This is a genomic window from Micromonospora sp. NPDC005806, from assembly GCF_042871425.1.
GTDB lineage: Bacteria > Actinomycetota > Actinomycetes > Mycobacteriales > Micromonosporaceae > Micromonospora.
Genome location: NZ_JBIAIL010000035.1, coordinates 1 through 13,999 on the forward strand (window position 1 = coordinate 1; position 13,999 = coordinate 13,999).

Here is a 13,999-nt window from a genome sequence, read left to right on the forward strand (position 1 = left end):
TCACCCCAGGCGCAGGTGTAGGCGTAGTAGGGCTCACCACCGTCGAGGATGCACTCCAGCGTGGCGAGTGCCTTGCAGCGGTCCCGCAGCACGCCTATGGAAGGCAGCTTGGCGGCGATGTCGTACACAGTCACCTGGGGAACCTACGCCGAGACAGCACCAATATCGTCACGTACCTCCAGGCGTCCGCGAGACCTCGGCGGCGATGCACGCTCACTGCCGCATCCGCGCGCTACGCAGCGTCACGACAACCGGATCTCCGGCACCCGGTCGTGCCGATGAGCGTGCGTTCGCTTCTCGATCTTGGGCCTAGTCGACCACCGCTATCCTGATCATGGCGGGAGGTTCAGCGGCTCGCCATCCAGCGGTCAGCCGGGGCGCAATGCATATCAAGGAATGGGTCTTGCGCATAAGTCTATCTAGGTAGACTATAGCGTCATGGTCCGCACCCGACATCCCTCCCCGCAGACCGCGGCCGTACTCACCGCCCTCGCAGAGGCAGGCAAGGGCTGGAGCCACGGCTACGACCTGTGCCGCGTCCTCGACCTGAAGGCGGGCACCGTCTACCCGATCCTGATCCGCCTCGCCGAGCGGGGACACGTGGAGACCTCCTGGGAGACCGACCCGCCGCGCGGGCGGCCGGCCCGGCACCTGTACCGGCTCAGCACCGCGGGCGCCGAACTCGCGCGCGCCGTCGCCGCGACGGCACGTGCCGGGGACGGCGCACCCGCCCCGGGCGCGGCTCGGCTCGCGCCTGGGACCACCTGAGCTTCGACCGCTCGACCCCGACCCGCCCCTGCCGTTCGGAGGCCCTCGATGCTCGCTTTCCTCTTCATCCTGGTGCTGCTCCTACCGGTGCCCCTGCTCGCGATCGTGGTGCTCGCGGTCCGGCTGCGTGACGCCTTACGCCGGGGCGGTGCGCGCACGCTCGCCGCCCGCGCCCGCGCCGCGTGGCGAGACGGCACCAGACGCCCGGTGTGGCCGGGACTGATCGCCGTCGCCGCAGCCGCCGCGCTGCTCACCGCCGGCCTGGAGCGCCTGTACCTCGCCACGGTCACCAACGGCCCGCGCTGGGGCTTCGACGTGGTGCTGCTGTCCATGATGCTCGGAGTGCTCGCGGCCCTCGGGTGCGCCGCGTTCGTCGGCGCAGCTGCGGCCGCCGTGTCCCGCGCTCGCGGATTCGGGGCCGGCACCGTCGCCGGGCTGCTCGCCCTCACCGCCGTCGTCGTCGGCACCGCGGCCGCGTACCTGCCGCTGCGCGCCGCCTATCTGGCCGAGCCCGGCGTGTTCCCGGTCGTCGCGAACCTCGGCGACGGCGACCTGCTGATACCGTTCGACGTCCTCCTGGTCGCGCTGGCCTGGAACATGCCGTGGCCCGTCCTCGGAGCCGCGCTCGGCACCCGCACTGCGGGCCGTCAGCATGCGGCACGCGACGTCTGGCAGGTCCTGCTCGACCTGGCCACCGCCGACCTGCCCGACAACCGGTCCGCCTGGGGTGCCGCGCTGCGGGCCGAGCTCGCGGCGATCGACCCGCCAGCCGAGCGCCGCAGGTTCGCCCTCGGCGGGGTACGGGCCGCGTTGCGGTCCGCGCTGCCGCACGGCGCATGGCTGCTGGCCGCAGGGACGGCGGTCGTCGTGGCAGGTGCCACGTTGGCCGCCTCGCGCTGGTCGCTGGCGCACGACCGCGGCGGCATACTCGGCTTCTGGGTGTTCCTCCCGATGCCCCTCCTGCTGGCCGTCGCGCTCACCACGGCCTGGCGCAACCGATCCTTCGGCGCCGGGCTGCGCACCGGAGCACTGGCCGGGCTCGCCGCCCTGGTCGCGGTGCTCGCGGTCAGCCTCCCCGAGGCCGTGGTCTGGGCGAACCAGCACGCCGGTTACTTGAGCACTGGCGACGCCGTGCCGCCGACGTGGCAAGCCGCGATCCTCGACGTGCTGCGTCCGGAGTTCCTCCTCGGCATGATCTTCGAATGGACGGCGGGTACCGCTACCGGCGCGGCCCTCGGCACGGCGCTCGGAAGCCGGCGCACCCGCGTCCCTGGCTGACGTAGCCGGACACGATACTTGCCCACCGAACGTATACCGGCCCCCGATGTGAGGACGGCGTTCATGCTGTGCGGCGGCGCCGTCGAAGGCAACGTCAACCGCATCAAAATGACCAAACGGCAGATGTGTGCGGCCGAGCCAAGCTCGACCTGCTGCGCAAGCGCGTCCTCACCGAGACGTGACCATCGACTCCGGCCGATCACGGAATTCGTGCCAGAGCCAATTTCAGCCGGAGTTGACAATCGAGCCGCCAAGGTGGACGGCCACGCCAGCAGCGCCTTCGCCGGCACGCGCTGCGAGGCCGATCTGGGCTTCGTCGTGAACTCGCCCACCTCTCAGCTAACTCAACTGCCGATGAGCGTGCGCGGCGGATTCCGCCGCCACACACACCGGTTATCGGATTTCGATGATGACCTTTCCGAACGGGCTGGCCGACTCGTAGTGCCGGAACGCCGCGCCGGCTTCCTCGAACGGGAACACTCGGTCGATGACGGGCCGAAGCTGGTGCGCGGTGATGATCTCGTTCAGCTTGGTGAACTGGGCGTGACTTCCGACTGCCAACGCCCGGACCGTCGCGGCGACACCGAACAGCAGGCGAGGGTCGAGTGGTGGCCAGTCACCGGAGAGGGACCCTACGAACGCGACGTGCCCGTTGATGGCAAGCGACTTCAGTGACTGCTCCAATGTTCCGGCAGTGTCGACGACCCGGTCGACCCCTCGCCCGCCGGTGATGTCGCGGACCGCGGTGTGCCAGTCGGGAACGGCGCGATAGTTGACGACCTCGTCAGCGCCTAGCTAGGTCACGAAGGCGCTGCTCCTTTTCCGCCTGGCCGGTCGTGGCGATCACTCTCGCCCCGAGAAGCTTGGCCAGTTGTACCGCGAACAGTGATACGCCGCCCGAGCCGGTGGTCAGCACCGTGTGCCCGGGCTGGATCCCAGGACCGTCCCCGGTCAGCGCGTTCCACGCGGTGACCGCAGCGCACGGCAGCGTCGCGGCTTCGGCGTCGGAGAGGTGTTCGGGGACCGGGACGAGGGCTTGCTCCGGCAGGACGGCGAGTTCGGTGAGCATGCCGTCGAGGGAGCCTCCCAGTTGTGGCAGGTATGACGGTTTCAGGGGGCCGTCCAGCCATTGCGGGAACAGCGGGCGGTGACCCGGTCACCCGGTCGCACCCGCTGGACACCTGGCCCCACGGCGATGACCTGCCCGACACCGTCGGAGACGGGGATGACGTCCGGTTTGACCGGCAGCACGTACTGCCCCCGCAGCACCAGCAGTTCGCGGAAGCTGAGCGAGACGGCGTGGACCGCGACTGCGACCTCGCCGATACCTGGCGTGCGCGGTTCGTGGGTACGCAGCGACAGGCCATCGATGCCGTCGCCGCTGTTGACATGGTAGCTGCGCACGTACGGGGGCAGCGTCGCAGTCATCGCGGTCATCCCTCGATGAACTGGTAGTCGCTGGCGATGCGCCCGTCCGCGTCGAGCACGAGGATCTCCAGCCCGACACCGGCCACGTCGCCACCGTCGCGAGGCACCATCTCCCAGCGAAACTTGACCACGTCGTGGAGCCGCTCGGCATCCCCGCGGGAGCGGAACACGAAGGTGCCCGGGGCGATGAACTCCTCGTACGCGCGCGTCACCCGCACCTCCAGTTCGTCATGCCCGCGCGCCTCCAAGACGAGGCGATCGAACCCCAGGCCCTCGGCGGCCTGTCGCATTTCCTGAGGCGGCCGCAGGACATGGACCCCGTCGGGGGACCAGAGCTCGCGAACGGCGGCGCGGCGACGTTCCGGGTCGGGTTCGCTCCACACCGCGACGTAGCGGTCGGTGAGGTTCTTCAGGTCGATGTCAGCCATAGTGATCCTTCGGTCGTGGATGATCGTTGTGACCACGACTGTTCTGCGCCGGACGCGCCGCGACAATTCCCCGGAGGGAATCGCCAACCGGCGCGGCACCCGGTACACAGGAAGAATGATCACCGAATCCGCGAGCGGCGGACTCGCGGGTGCGTTGCGCACATGGCGCACCCGACGCCGCGTCAGCCAACTCGAACTGGCGGTGCGCGCCGGCACCACGCAACGGCACGTCAGCTTCATCGAGAGCGGACGCTCAACCCCCGGCCGGGCGATGATCATACGGCTGGCCGAAACGCTGGAGGTGCCGATCCGCGAACGCAACGAACTGCTCCTCACCGCCGGATTCGCGCCCGCGTACCCACAGCGCGAACTGGACGACCCTCAACTGGCACCGGTCCGAACCGCCCTCGAACGCGTCCTGCACGGCCACCTGCCGTACCCGGCCGTGATCGTCGACCGGCACGGCGACCTCATCTCCGCCAACGCCGGCTTCCACATGATCACCCGCGGAGTGGACCCACACCTGCTCACCCCACCCGTGAGCGTCCCCCGAGTCCTGCTGCACCCCCGCGGTCTCGCACCCCGCATCGTCAACCTCGACGAATGGGCCTGGCACATCATCGACAGCGTCCAAGCCGAAAGCGTCCGCAACCCGAGCGACCGGCTCCAGCGCCTCGCCGAGGAACTCGTCGACCTGGCACCCCCGCGGCCACGGCAACTCTCGCCACACCACCTCGGGTTCGCGGTGCCGCTGCACCTGCGCACGAGCGACCCGGACAACCGGGAACTGCGGCTCATCACCACACTCACCCACTTCGGCACCGCCACCGACGTCACCATCGCCGAACTGCGACTGGAAGCATTCCTCCCGGCCGACGAAGCGACCAGCGCCGCACTGGCCGAGCTCGTTACGTGGTGAACACCATCCGCTTATGGCCGCGAAGTGCTCGTTACGTTCGGTGACAGTTCTCCGGGCTGACTCGCCTCCGAACGTGCCGAGAAGTGCATCCCACCTCGAGGCGTTGCCACCGTCCGGTACCCCCGGGCGTTACTCTTCAGCGTTCAGCGTTCAGCGACGGACGGGCCGACTGTGCCGAGCCGTATGCGCGTGCGACCGTGGACGAAGTGGCGGCCAGCTGCGGACGGGACGGCAACCAGACGGTCTGAATGCCGAGTTGCTCGTTCATCGCAGCGAGCTGGTACTCGTGGCGAAGGTCCGCGGCCGTACGTAGGCCGCGGACGATGACCGTGGCGCCGCGGCGCAGGCAGTAGGCGGTGGTCAGGCCGGTCCAGGTGTCCACCTCGACATTGCCCCAGGCTGCCGGTATGGCGTCGCGCACGTGTACGGCCCTGGTCCTGGCCTCGGCGGTTGGTCGCTTGTCGGCGTTCACCGCCAGCAACACGATGATCTGGTCGAACATCACCCGGGCACGGGCCACCAGGTCGCGGTGCCCCGGGGTGAACGGATCGAACGTACCGGGATAGACCGCCAACGAACCCTGTACCGGCACCACTCCACGATCCGACGTAGCCGTCACCGCGACTCCAACCGCATGGCCACGATTATCCCAGCCGTACATGTGCCGACCCGACTTTGGGCCTTGTCGTCACCGACGACCACCGCCGACATCCTGATCTGCCGCCGTGCGTGCGCTGGGCCGAGGCATTTTCACAGGGTGCTGCCCCGAGGAGCTCATGTCGCCCGGAGCCAGCGGCTATGGATGTCCTCGTAACGCAACGGGTCGACGGCGGCCGGGTCGTCGAGGAGGGTGACCAGCAGTGCGCCGTTGGGGAGTCGGCGCGTGCGGGTGGCGACCTCGGGCAGCCGTGGCGGTGGCAGACGGCAGTCGGGTCCGAGGTAGGTCCACCAGCCGAGCTCAGCCGGCCAACCACCGGCCCGGTGCTGGGCGTCGTGGATGCCCCATTCCCATATCTGATCAGTCGACCATTCGTCGAGGACTCGGCCGACGTCGGCGTTCAGACGCTGCGCGACATCAAGCCACAAGCCGGTCAGGCGGCCGTGCAGCTCGCGGAAGGTGTCCGCCTCGGGCACCGGGCGGCGATAGCAGAAGCATCCGTCCAGCGCCCAGACGAGGCGCCCGTCTTCCCAGTTGACGAAGATGTCGACGTCGCCGTTCGTCCAGAACTGGCCGTGCTCTGTGCCCGTCGCCATCGCGGCGAGCGCCGTGTCGGGGTCCTCGACCGTGCGTAGGTGGGCGTCGGTATTGGTGAACAGGTTGATCAGCCCGTCGGGTCGCTGCGGGCGCAGGTTCCGCTCGGCTGCCAGTGCATACAACTGGCGAAGAGCCGGCCCGGCCGCCACAGGTACCCGCAGTTCCCAGATCCAGTCCGACCCCACGACCGCATGGTGCCGACACGCCCCTATCCCGGGCAAGCAAGTTACAAGATCCGCTCATGCCGGCGTCTACTGCTTTGGAGCAGAACCGAACGGGCGCTACTGAACAGCATCCTCTTTTGCCGCGAACCCCGCGCTGCAGCCCGTTACGGCAAGCGGATCGCGTCGGCGGCGGGTCGCGCCGATGCGCGGAAGATTGTCATCCTCGATGACGACGTTCGTAGACGCGGATTACTCGAAGCGTGGGATCCGCGCTCTCTGGCGTACGCAGCCGATCGGTCAGAAGGAAATCGGGCAAGGTGAACCCGGACGCATGCTCGTGCTCGGACAGCACGAACGTTCCGCCCCGTCTCTCAGGCTGCCATCCGTGCTTCAGGGCGTAGCTGATGACGGCTCGCACGTCGGCCGATGCCGGGTAGGCGCCGTCGGTCGCGCATGCCCCCCACGGTGCCGGCCAGGCGACCGACAGCAGGTCCGCCTGGAGGGCCTGGCTCGTCTTTCCAGCGCCCCAGACCCGCAGGCGAATGCACCGGTGGCAGTCACCGCTGCCCTGTACGTGATGAATCTCCGCGCGCCACGCAAAGATCCGCGCGCCGATTCGCAGCTGTCGTAGTCGGCTTGTGGGCAGCTGAAGGCGGATCCAGCGGTGCGGGCGATCGGCCCGGAGGCGGGTTGCCCGCACCGCCGGGAACGGCGCTAGCTGCGGTAGCGGAAGACGATCCGGCCTCGGGTCAGGTCGTAGGGGCTCAGCTCTACGAGCACCCGGTCGTACGGAAGGATCTTGATGTAGTTCTTACGGATTTTTCCGCTGATGTGGGCCAGCACCTTGTGGCCGTTCTGGAGTTCCACCCTGAAGGTGGCGTTGCGCAGGCATTCGAGGACGGTGCCCTCAAGTTCGATGCCGTTTGATGTTCTTGCCATAGTCAGCGCCTCCTCTCGTTCGCGGTCAGCGGAGGACCAGTTCGAGGTTGCTGCCGGTGCGCCAGGCACCGATGCCCTCGAACAGCGCCGTGGCGGCCATGTTGGATTCGGTCACCTCGGCCGATGCCGTTTCCTTGCCGATGCGGTGCAGCGCGCCCAGCGTGTGTGCCAGCAGCGCCCGGGCGATGCCGCGGCGTCGACGGTCGGCCCGGACGGCGATCAGCCCTATGCGTGGCAGCCGGGTCACCGTCGCGACCCGCAGCAAACCCAGGTATTGGCCGGACTGTGCCGCCACGGCGTATTTCGACAGGTCGAGCACGGGGCGGGCCAATACTTCGGCCGGCATGTCCTGCCATCCAGGGCCGGCCTCGACTTCGTCGCGGATCGTGCGGTCCAGGGCGCGTAGCGGAGCCTCCTCCGCACTGCCGAAGGCCCTTATCGTCACGCCGGACGGCGGCAGAGCCGAGTCGAGGCCCGTGGCGCGTGGGTCAGTGGGCACCGAGTACTCCCACTCGCGGCGCCGCGTCGTGAAGCCGGCTCGCTGCCACTGGGCGGTCAGGTCGAGGTCGGCCTCGTCGACCACCGTGTGCAGCGGCCTCCGCAGGGCCGTCAGCATGGCCTCGGCCAGCCGGTCGAAGGCCGCGCCGTGCCAGGCGTCGATGCTGACGAACATCCGCCCGTCGGGCCGGCGCGACGCCTCGCCGCGGCCGACCACGAGGTCGTCCTCCAGCGCATGCCATTGGCCGGGTGCGACGCGCGAGATCAGCACGGCGTGGCTGAATTCCACAGGATTCATAAGTTGGTGCCTTTCGGGATCGCCATTGTTGAGGGCGCTCCCGGCGACACCTACGTCAGTAGCCGGTCCGTGACGACGAGGGGAGCACCCACATCGATACAAACGTTCACGGGTCTCACCTCCTCAGGCAGTGTCACGGCGCGACGGAAGCTACCAGCCCGCCCGTCACACCGTCCAACCATTTTGCGGCGCGTGCACGATGCCGCACCCATTCCATGATCAAAAGAGGGAATGGCCATATCCCTACGGCCACGGCGCGGGCAGACCGCGCTCGGCCGCCGTCACGGGCGGGTGAGCCGATCCGCCGTCCGTCCACCACACAGCGTCACGGCGAACCTGCCGGCAGACGCGCGGACGTGCCGATGACAGCGCGTTGGCTCGGTCCTGCATGTCGTACCAGCGTTAGGGTCACGAGCATGACCGATGGAGAGGCTCGCGAGATCGCATTCGCCTTCCTTGCTGACCGCGGTGACAAGATCCGCACCGGTGAATGGGTGATCACCGGTGGGCGAGAGCACGAGACCGCATGGTCCGTTGGCTACCAGTCCCGCGCCTTCATCGAGTCAGGCGACATACACGATTCGTTGGTAGGCAACGGACCTGTGGTCGTGCCCAAGTCCGGCCCGGATCCGTGGCTGGCCTGGTCCGGTCAGCCGGTGGAAGAACAGATCGCCGAGGGGCGGCCCACCCTCGGCTGAACGCACTGATGGGCCGCGGAGCGGACGCTACGCAGCGTCACGGTCGTCTGCGCGACCGGCGCCCGTACGTGCCGATGACCGTGTTGCGGTGGTGCGGGTCGGCTGGCCTTCCGGCGGGTTGGTGATCTCGGCGGCATTGACTTCGTGCGGCGTGCCGCTGTTGGAAGGGGTGGTCGACATGACTCTGTTCGCAGCGGAGCTGAGGAATGGGAAGTATCGCCTCGCCGGGACCAGGAGCGAGCTCTACCACGCCGGTTACATCTACCTCGCCGAGCCGGAGACCGGGCTGGTGTCAGTGCTGCAGCCATCCAGCGGACGTCTCAGGTTCGTCACCTCGTCGATTAACCACTGGCTGTGCTCGCTGCACTTGGCCGGCATGTGGTTCTCGGGCTCGACAGCGATCCAGACTTGGGACGAGTGCCTGGCAAAGGAGCTGGCGTCGCGTAAGCCGAGCCTGCACCGCATGGTGGCAACCGGTGTCGCGCATGTCGGCGACCCCGGTTCCTGGGCCGAGCGATGCGGCAAGTTACTTGCGGGCGGTCCGCCCCCGTTGACGGAGGCGGACCGCCGGTGGGTCCGGTATGGGCTGACCGACCTGCTCGACGACCTGGAACACGCCAACGATCAGGGGGAGACAACCGTCATCGGAGTTTTCGCCTGGCGCCTGGCGGATGGCGGGTAAGGCGGCCCTGAAACTCAACGATCACTGGTCCCGCACCGGCAAATGGCTCCTGCGGGAACTGCGCGAGTTTTCGCCCGGAACGGCGGCCGAATGGCTTGCGGTCCAGGGAAACCCGGACGCCATCCTGGACTACGGGCGGCGATTGCTGGCGCGCCATGGTGGGCCGCTGTTTGAGGGGTACCACGCGAAAGGCGACATGCCGTAGGCTCACGCCTTGCCGTGCACGATCCACTGCTTTCCGTCGATCAGTTCCCGGACGGCGTCCAAATGACCGGCGTGGCAAGCGGTTTCGGTGATCACATGCAGCATGATCTCGCGGGCGGTGTGCAGCCGGAAACTGCCAAACTTGTTCGCCGGCCACCAGGCGGGCGGGGTGTCCATCGGGGTTTCGCGAATGACCGTGTTGGCCGCGTCGATGGAGGTGCGATACCGGTTCAGGATATCCTCCGGCGATACGGACGGGTCGACGTTCCACACGTTTTCGGTGTGCGGCAAGGCTTCGATCACCGAGGTTTGGCCGGCGATGACGGCGTTGAACCAGAACCGCTCGACGTCGAGGGCGAGATGGTTGACCAGACCGAGGCAGCTCCACCCGGACGGCAGCACGGGGCGGCGCAGGTCCTTGTCGCTCAAGCCCTCCAGGGCTCCGGTGATGTGACGGCGCTGACCGTCTAGATAGGACAGTAGGGTGGCGGCTTCGGTCTGCATCACAGGTTCTCCAGGTTCTCGTCGTCCCGCTCCAGCGGGACACGGCGTTCGATGTCGGTGGTTGTCAGGTCGGCGGTCGTGGCCGACGATTTCGGCGCCAGCACGTTGCCCTGCAAGCGGCGGCCGTTGGCGTCGTTCTCGGCTACCCAGACGTCGATGTCGGGTTTGTTTTCTTTATCGGTGTCCGGTTCCGGGTCGGTGCACACGAACATCAGGTACTTCATCAGGCTCTCCTTTCTCCTCATCTTGATCGCTACACCACAGTGACGAACGGGCCGGACCGGTCCGGACGCGTGCGGACAAAGTATTTTGAGAAGTTGAGTGCGTGCGCCTTCCTCAAGAGAGACGGGCTTGCTGGGCGTATGCCATACGGCCACTCGTGATCTTCTTGGTGTGGAGAATCTGACGACTGCGGCGGCCTCCTCTGCCGCCTTCCGCGCGCCCACTGTCGTAGATCCGTTGGCGGACGAGCGTCGCGCATCAGTCGACGGGGTACAGGCCGGCGGTCGGCTGCCGGCGATGTCCAGCCCACCACGTGCTTGACGTATCCGTCCCAGCACATGCACGACAGCCGGCCTTGGTGCTCAGCCGTCCTGGTTACAGTCGATGACACCCGAGCGCCGACGGGCGCACTCGCATGCCGAGGAGAGCTGGCTCGCCATCAAAGGTGCACGTCGAGCTGAAGTCGGTAGGCGGATGAGCTTCAACCGTGACCGGCGTGGATGAGTCTCGGGGACGTGGAGACAAAGAGGAGGCCGCGTTGGCTGCCCTGGGTCACCGCCGCAGCTCTGCTCGGCGGGTGCGGGTCGGCCGGGGGGAGTCCAGCCGGCGACGACCTTGACAGGCTGCGCCAGCAGGCGCGCGCCGCGCTGGACCGCTACGACCAGGCGGTACGCGAGGCGGGCGACACCGCCCGGTTCGTGCCGGTGGGGGAGCTGACCCGGCAGCTCGGCGACTGGGAGCCGGCAAACGGGATCTACAAGGCGAGCCTGGGGGCCGGCCGCGTCGAGGCCATCGGGGCGCTGCCCGCGGCGCCGACGCCGACCGGGAACCTCGTCTGGGCCAACGGCACCAAGCAGTCCGTACCGTTGATCTCGGCGGACGAGGCGCTGGCGCAGCTGCGCCAGGCCGGCGCCGGCGAATGCGGTGACTGCGCGCCGCTGAGGGTCACCGGTGCCCGCCTGACCACGATGAGGATTTCGACCACCCGCGGCGCCGCGACCGTCCCGGCCTGGGAGTACACCCTCGACGGGAGCGCGGTGCGGCTAGCCCGGCCGGCGGTGGCCGCCTCGTCCGCGGTCCAGGTGACGCCGCCGTCCTGGGACCCCTATCAGCCGAGCGGCGGGCTGGCGATCGAGTCGGCGACCACGACGACCACCGGCCGCGAGCTGACCGTCACCTTCACCGGTGCCCCCGACCCGGGCAGCCGGCCCTGCGGAGCCGACTACCGCACCGAGCCGGTCGAGTCAGACCTGGCCGTCGTCGTGATCGTCATCGAGCACCGGCACGCCGACAACGAGTCGTGCGCGGACGTCGGGGCGCGGCGCAGCGCCACCGTCGAACTGGCGCGACCGCTGGGGGAGCGGGCGGTCCTCGAGGTGCAGCAGGGCCTGCCGGTCCCGCTGACGATCCGCTGACGGTCCCGGGTCAGCCGAGCGGGACCTGGACGGCCACGTCGCGCCTGGGGTAGAACGCCTCCACCTGGTCCGCCCCGTACTTGTCACGGAACATCGCCACCACGTGGTTGACCCGGTCCGCCTCGGTGATCGGGGTGACGCTCGAGCTCAACGCGGTGCCGTTCGCGGCCAACTGGATCATCGGGGTCCGTTGGACGTTCTTGTACCAGTCGCTGTTCGACCCGGTGACCGGGACCAGGAACACGCTGTCTTCCTCCTGTACGAACCACACCGGATGGGTAATCTGCCGTCCGGACTTCCGGCCGGTCACGGTGATCTCGACTTCTCGGACGCCCTGCAGAGCGTCACTGATCGCGTTGGCCACGATGCCCTCCGACAGCTTCCCGACGTGCTCCCACCTGCCAGGCTATGGACGCCCGCGCCCACCTGCGGCGGGTTCCGGGACGTTGTCACCGGCACGGGCCACCGGGCCGCGTACGGGACGGGATCCTGGCCGCCATCGCGGCGCCGATCGCGGCACCGCCGGATCCGGCGCCCCGCCGGGCCGGCGGCCTGCGCCTCAGCCGGCCGCGCGAGTCGCGCTGACCGGAGAGCGGCCCCGTTGCCATGCCGCCGCCACCATCACCACGCCGGCCACGATCGCGTAGACGCCGATCACCTGCGCGATGACCACCGTCCCGACGTCCGGGCGGAACAGGATCAGCAGCCCGGCCAGCACCGACACGACCCCGACCACCGCGAGCAGCCGGGCGGCGCGCCAGCGGACCGCCGCCCAGATGTCCAGTACGCCGATGGCGACTGCCCAGAGGCCGACCAGCACCGCCAAGGCGAACGCGGTGATCGACGGCCAGAAGAAGGTAAACCCGGCGATCAGCACTCCGGTCAGCCCGGTCAGCAGAAACAGACCTCGCAGCCCGGGGGTCTGCCGGCGGCTGAGCCCCGCCCCCAGATGCAGTAGCCCGGTGGCCAGCGCGTAGACGCCGAACAGTGTGGTCAGGACCACCACCGTCGCCGACGGCCACGCCACGGCCAGCAGCCCGAACACGATCGCGGCCACGCCGCGCACGGCCAGCAGCCACACTCCGTTTCGCATCGCGTCACTCCTCGACGGCTGGGCGCCTGGGGTTTCGCACCGTTTACCTCGAAGGCTACGCACCTTTTGCCGTGAATGGAGAGGATTACTCACATCGGCCGGCGGGCGTGCGTCGAGCGGGCTCCGCTGCGCAAACGTGGGCGAGCCGGAGCCGGAGGAGGCTGCGGTGGCACAGCCGTACCCCCAGCCGTCCGCCCCGGGGCCAACGCGGGACCGTGAAGGGCCGTGCCGGGAAGATTCAGGTGCAACCCTGACCGGCGTGGAGACGTCTCAAGGATGTGGAGACGGCGAGGATGCGTCGGCGGCGCGTGCTGCCCTGGATCATGGTCGCGGCCCTGCTCGGCGGTTGTGGGTCCGCTGGGAGCAGCCCAGCCGTTGACAGGCTCGACGGGTTACGCCAGCAGGCGGGCGAGGCCCTGGCCCGGTATGACGAGGCGGTTCGCGCTGCGGGCGGCGCGCCCTTCGTGCCGGTGGGGGAGCTGACCCGCCAACTCGGCGACTGGGAGCCGGCGAATGGGGATTACAAGCAGGCACTGTCGGCCGGCCTCGTCCAGGCTGCCTCGACGCTGCCGGCGGCGCCGAAATCGGCGGGGACCATTGCCTGGGCCAACGGCACCAGTCAGGACGTGCGGCTGATCTCGGCGGACGCAGCGTTGGCGCAGCTGCACGCGGCGGGTACCGGCGACTGTTCCGGCTGCGCGCCGCTGAAGGTCACCGGCGCTCGCCTGTCCACGATGACGGTCCCGACCACCCGCGGCTCGGCGACCGTCCCGGCGTGGGACTACACCCTCGACGGAACGGCGGTGCGGCTGGCGCGAGCGGCGGTGGATCCCTCGGCCATCGTCCGGGTGACCCCGCCGCCCCGGGGCGCCGATCATCCGCATGAAGGGCTGGCGATCGAGTCGGCGACCACGACGACCACGAGCCGGGATTTGACCGTCACCTTCACCGGCGCGCCCGGCCCCAGCAGCAAGCCGTGCGGGGCCGACTACGGCGCCGAAGCGGCCGAGTCGGAACTGGCGGTCGTCGTGATCATCATCGAGTACCGACACGCCGAACACGAGGCATGCCCGGCCGTCGGAGCGCAGCGCAGCACCACCGTCGAGCTGTCGCGACCGTTGGGGGAGCGGGCAGTCCTGGAGGTGAGGCAGGGCCTGCCGGTGGGGCTGACGATCACCGGCTGACCCTTCCCGCTGTCCGGATCAC

19 protein-coding genes and 1 pseudogene are annotated in these 13,999 nt (G+C 68.9%); 8 read left to right on the forward strand and 12 right to left on the reverse strand.

The genetic code is table 11. The features are described 5' to 3' along the window. The first annotated feature begins 438 nt into the window (after positions 1-438). Positions 439-768, forward strand: coding sequence for a PadR family transcriptional regulator (locus ACFYOS_RS27940; protein WP_387147830.1), 330 nt, complete (start codon positions 439-441; stop codon positions 766-768). 48 nt (positions 769-816) lie between these two features. Next, positions 817-2,046, forward strand: a complete 1,230-nt coding sequence (locus ACFYOS_RS27945; RefSeq protein ID WP_387147833.1) for a hypothetical protein — start codon at positions 817-819, stop codon at positions 2,044-2,046. Positions 2,047-2,439: 393 nt separating this feature from the next. Here ACFYOS_RS27945 and ACFYOS_RS27950 read toward each other — a convergent pair. The 4 genes and pseudogenes from ACFYOS_RS27950 to ACFYOS_RS27965 form a co-directional block, all read right to left on the reverse strand. Then, positions 2,440-2,781, reverse strand: a pseudogene (locus tag ACFYOS_RS27950) (zinc-binding dehydrogenase); the annotation flags it as partial. A 49-nt stretch (positions 2,782-2,830) separates the two neighbouring features. Next, entirely contained in the window at positions 2,831-3,115 is a 285-nt protein-coding gene (locus tag ACFYOS_RS27955) for a hypothetical protein (RefSeq protein WP_387147836.1), read from the reverse strand. 41 nt (positions 3,116-3,156) lie between these two features. Continuing rightward, entirely contained in the window at positions 3,157-3,474 is a 318-nt protein-coding gene (locus ACFYOS_RS27960) for an alcohol dehydrogenase catalytic domain-containing protein (RefSeq protein ID WP_387147839.1), read from the reverse strand. Positions 3,475-3,479: 5 nt separating this feature from the next. Further along, positions 3,480-3,902, reverse strand: coding sequence for a hypothetical protein (locus tag ACFYOS_RS27965; protein WP_387147842.1), 423 nt, complete (start codon positions 3,900-3,902; stop codon positions 3,480-3,482). Positions 3,903-4,017: 115 nt separating this feature from the next. On the opposite strand from ACFYOS_RS27965, the gene ACFYOS_RS27970 reads away from it, so the two are divergent. Next, on the forward strand, positions 4,018-4,821 hold the full coding sequence (locus ACFYOS_RS27970; protein WP_387147845.1) for a helix-turn-helix domain-containing protein: 804 nt from the start codon (positions 4,018-4,020) through the stop codon (positions 4,819-4,821). Between the two features lie 136 nt (positions 4,822-4,957). Here the strand turns inward: ACFYOS_RS27970 and coaD are convergent, their stop codons facing one another. The 4 genes from coaD to ACFYOS_RS27990 form a co-directional block, all read right to left on the reverse strand. Then, on the reverse strand, positions 4,958-5,416 hold the full coding sequence (coaD, locus tag ACFYOS_RS27975) for a pantetheine-phosphate adenylyltransferase (RefSeq protein ID WP_387147848.1): 459 nt from the start codon (positions 5,414-5,416) through the stop codon (positions 4,958-4,960). 179 nt (positions 5,417-5,595) lie between these two features. Then, positions 5,596-6,261 (reverse strand): hypothetical protein, encoded by a 666-nt coding sequence (locus ACFYOS_RS27980; RefSeq protein ID WP_387147851.1) that lies wholly within the window; start codon positions 6,259-6,261, stop codon positions 5,596-5,598. A 693-nt stretch (positions 6,262-6,954) separates the two neighbouring features. After that, the gene (gene infA / locus ACFYOS_RS27985) at positions 6,955-7,179 is read right to left on the reverse strand and encodes a translation initiation factor IF-1 (protein ID WP_151462372.1); all 225 of its coding nucleotides are present in this window, start codon (positions 7,177-7,179) and stop codon (positions 6,955-6,957) included. A gap of 25 nt (positions 7,180-7,204) precedes the next feature. Continuing rightward, positions 7,205-7,975 (reverse strand): GNAT family N-acetyltransferase, encoded by a 771-nt coding sequence (locus ACFYOS_RS27990; RefSeq protein WP_387147854.1) that lies wholly within the window; start codon positions 7,973-7,975, stop codon positions 7,205-7,207. Between the two features lie 416 nt (positions 7,976-8,391). Here ACFYOS_RS27990 and ACFYOS_RS27995 point away from each other — a divergent pair, with 416 nt between their 5' ends. From ACFYOS_RS27995 to ACFYOS_RS28005, 3 genes are all read left to right on the forward strand, one after another. Then, a complete protein-coding gene (locus tag ACFYOS_RS27995) occupies positions 8,392-8,673 on the forward strand; it encodes a YrhB domain-containing protein (RefSeq protein ID WP_387147857.1) in 282 nt (93 codons plus the stop codon). A gap of 88 nt (positions 8,674-8,761) precedes the next feature. After that, entirely contained in the window at positions 8,762-9,355 is a 594-nt protein-coding gene (locus tag ACFYOS_RS28000) for a hypothetical protein (RefSeq protein WP_387147860.1), read from the forward strand. After that, positions 9,345-9,560, forward strand: a complete 216-nt coding sequence (locus tag ACFYOS_RS28005) for a hypothetical protein (RefSeq protein ID WP_387147863.1) — start codon at positions 9,345-9,347, stop codon at positions 9,558-9,560. Before ACFYOS_RS28000 ends, ACFYOS_RS28005 begins: the two co-directional genes overlap by 11 nt. 2 nt (positions 9,561-9,562) lie before the next feature. Here the strand turns inward: ACFYOS_RS28005 and ACFYOS_RS28010 are convergent, their stop codons facing one another. Both ACFYOS_RS28010 and ACFYOS_RS28015 read right to left on the reverse strand, forming a co-directional pair. Next, entirely contained in the window at positions 9,563-10,063 is a 501-nt protein-coding gene (locus ACFYOS_RS28010) for a DinB family protein (protein ID WP_387147865.1), read from the reverse strand. Next, a complete protein-coding gene (locus ACFYOS_RS28015) occupies positions 10,063-10,287 on the reverse strand; it encodes a hypothetical protein (protein WP_387147868.1) in 225 nt (74 codons plus the stop codon). Before ACFYOS_RS28015 ends, ACFYOS_RS28010 begins: the two co-directional genes overlap by 1 nt. Before the next feature lie 513 nt (positions 10,288-10,800). Between ACFYOS_RS28015 and ACFYOS_RS28020 the strand changes: the two genes are divergently transcribed. Then, a complete protein-coding gene (locus ACFYOS_RS28020; RefSeq protein ID WP_387147871.1) occupies positions 10,801-11,700 on the forward strand; it encodes a hypothetical protein in 900 nt (299 codons plus the stop codon). Between the two features lie 10 nt (positions 11,701-11,710). Here the strand turns inward: ACFYOS_RS28020 and ACFYOS_RS28025 are convergent, their stop codons facing one another. Together ACFYOS_RS28025 and ACFYOS_RS28030 are read right to left on the reverse strand one after the other, a co-directional pair. After that, the gene (locus ACFYOS_RS28025; protein ID WP_387147874.1) at positions 11,711-12,064 is read right to left on the reverse strand and encodes a nitroreductase/quinone reductase family protein; all 354 of its coding nucleotides are present in this window, start codon (positions 12,062-12,064) and stop codon (positions 11,711-11,713) included. Between the two features lie 195 nt (positions 12,065-12,259). Further along, the gene (locus tag ACFYOS_RS28030) at positions 12,260-12,793 is read right to left on the reverse strand and encodes an HdeD family acid-resistance protein (protein WP_387147877.1); all 534 of its coding nucleotides are present in this window, start codon (positions 12,791-12,793) and stop codon (positions 12,260-12,262) included. A 308-nt stretch (positions 12,794-13,101) separates the two neighbouring features. On the opposite strand from ACFYOS_RS28030, the gene ACFYOS_RS28035 reads away from it, so the two are divergent. After that, on the forward strand, positions 13,102-13,977 hold the full coding sequence (locus ACFYOS_RS28035) for a hypothetical protein (RefSeq protein ID WP_387147880.1): 876 nt from the start codon (positions 13,102-13,104) through the stop codon (positions 13,975-13,977). Positions 13,978-13,999: the final 22 nt, after the last annotated feature.